Source organism: Streptococcus parasanguinis (assembly GCF_001578955.1).
GTDB classification, from domain to species: Bacteria; Bacillota; Bacilli; order Lactobacillales; family Streptococcaceae; genus Streptococcus; species Streptococcus parasanguinis_U.
On the sequence record NZ_KQ969689.1, the window covers coordinates 229194 to 231260 of the forward strand.

Consider the following 2067-nt stretch of genomic DNA (forward strand, 5'->3'; position numbering starts at 1 on the left):
AATGTGACAGCGACAGGACGAGTAGCCTATGATACAGGCCTCTATGTCTTGGATTACCAGTTGGCCTACACCATCGTTTTGGCATCTAGCCGCAGCATGGAGCCTGTTGAGCTTCAAGAGAGCTATCCTGTAACAGAGGTGTTTGCTGAGGATGTACAGTCTGATGCAGATATCGAGGCCCTAGAGGAAGACTTGATCCTTCCAATCGAAGGTGGGAAGATTGACCTGAGTGAAAGTGTAGCGGATAATATTCTGCTCAATATTCCCCTCAAGGTTCTCACTCCAGAAGAAGAGGCTGGACAAGGTTTTATCGAAGGCAATGATTGGAAAATCCTATCCGAAGAAGAGTACCAAGAAGCTCAAGCAGTTAAGAAAGAAGAAAACAGTCCCTTTGCTGGTCTCCAAGGTTTATTTGAGGAAGAATAGGCTAGGGATGACATATTAAAAATCTAAACATAAATACAGGTCTTTTCTTTGAGGAAAGGCCTTCTTTTGATATACTAGGATTAATAAACAACAGAGGGGAGACCTCTAAAAAAGGAGAAAAAGTATGGATACTTTATTTATTCCAGGTTGGTTGATTACTTTTGTAATCGTAGCCATCCTTGTATTGATCTTGTTGGTCAAAGGGTATGTCAACGCTAAACCCAACGAAGTCGTGGTTATTACAGGTCTTCGGAAGCAACGCCATTTACGCGGGAAAGCTGGTTTTATGATTCCCTTTGTCGAACAACGCTCTTACCTTGATATTGAGCAATTCTCTACAGATGTTCGGACATCTGAAGCAGTCCCAACACTGGACTTCATTAACGTCCGTGCCGATGCAGCTGTTAAGTTAAAAATCGGTACAACCGATGAGATGATTGCCCGTGCTGCAGAGAACTTCTTGAACTGGAATACAACGGATATTTCCAACTCTGTCCAAGATGTTTTGGAAGGGAACTTGCGGGAAGTGATCGGTCAGATGGAGCTCCGTAAGATGGTCAACGACCGTCAAGAGTTTGCCTCAAAAGTGCAGGACAACGTAGCACCAGACTTGGCCAAAATGGGTCTAGAAGTCATCGCCTTTACGGTTCAATCCTTCTCTGATGAAGGGGGAGTCATCGACAACCTCGGGATCGAAAATGTTGAAACCATTAAGAAAGATGCCTTGATTGCTAAAGCCAAAGCAGAACGCGAACGCAAAGAAGTAGAAGCAGAACAAGATAAGCTGGCCAACGACAAACGCGTCGCAGCTGACCTTGAAATTGCGCAAAAACAAAATGAGTTGAAACTCAAACAAGCAGCCCTTAAACAAGAAGCAGATATTGCCCAAGCAAAAGCAGATGCCGCGAAAGGGATTGAGGCAGAAGTGCAACGTCGTGAACAAGAGCGCGTGGCAGCTGAAGCCAATATCATGAAACAAGAAAAAGAAGCGGAAGTCAAAGAGCGCGAAGTTAAGGTCCGTGAGCAAGAATTGGATGCCAACATCCGCAAACAAGCCGAAGCTGAAAAATATGCGCGTCAACAAGCTGCCGAAGCAGAATTGATCGAACGCCAACGCAAGGCAGAAGCAGAACTCTTCGAAACACAAAAAGAAGCCGAAGCTCGGAAAGCCCAAGCCGAAGCGGAGAAATTTGCCCAATTGCAAGAGGCAGAAGCCATCGAAGCCAAAGGTCGTGCGGAAGCTGAAGCCATTCGCTTGAAACTAGAAGCAGAAGCTAAAGGTTTGGACCAAAAGGCCGAAGCGATGAAGAAAATGCAAGAAGCAGCCATTACTGAAATGGTCGTTGATAAGTTGCCTGAAATTGCGCGTGCTGTCGCTGAGCCATTAACCAAGGTGGATAAGATCACGATGTATGGCGAAGGCAATGCTTCTAAGATGGTGGGCGATATCATGCAAAGTATCGATCAAGTCTCTCAAGGAGCTGGATTTGATATTCGTCAATTGTTAGCAGGAGCTCTTGGGGTCAATATGACGGTCAACAAACTCAAAGAAGGAGAACAACCGGTCATTGAAGCGGATGAATTAGCTTCAAAAGAAGATTAATACCATTCATAAGGAAGTGTCTGAGAACTGTTTCTCGG

Annotated in this window: 2 protein-coding genes; both read left to right on the plus strand. The window is 45.0% G+C overall.

The annotated features are described in order from the left end of the window. A partial coding sequence (locus tag SPADD19_RS01065; protein WP_241496380.1) for a DUF177 domain-containing protein occupies nucleotides 1-426 on the plus strand: 426 nt, incomplete at its 5' end. A 124-nt stretch (nucleotides 427-550) separates the two neighbouring features. After that, complete coding sequence (locus SPADD19_RS01070) at nucleotides 551-2029, plus strand: flotillin family protein (RefSeq protein ID WP_061454982.1); 1479 nt, start codon at nucleotides 551-553, stop codon at nucleotides 2027-2029. Nucleotides 2030-2067 lie beyond the last annotated feature (38 nt).

What these genes read in the sequence shown, in the direction of transcription:
- SPADD19_RS01070 (WP_061454982.1), top strand. Translation starts at nt 551, where the DNA reads ATGGATACTTTATTTATTCCAGGTTGGTTGATTACTTTTGTAATCGTA.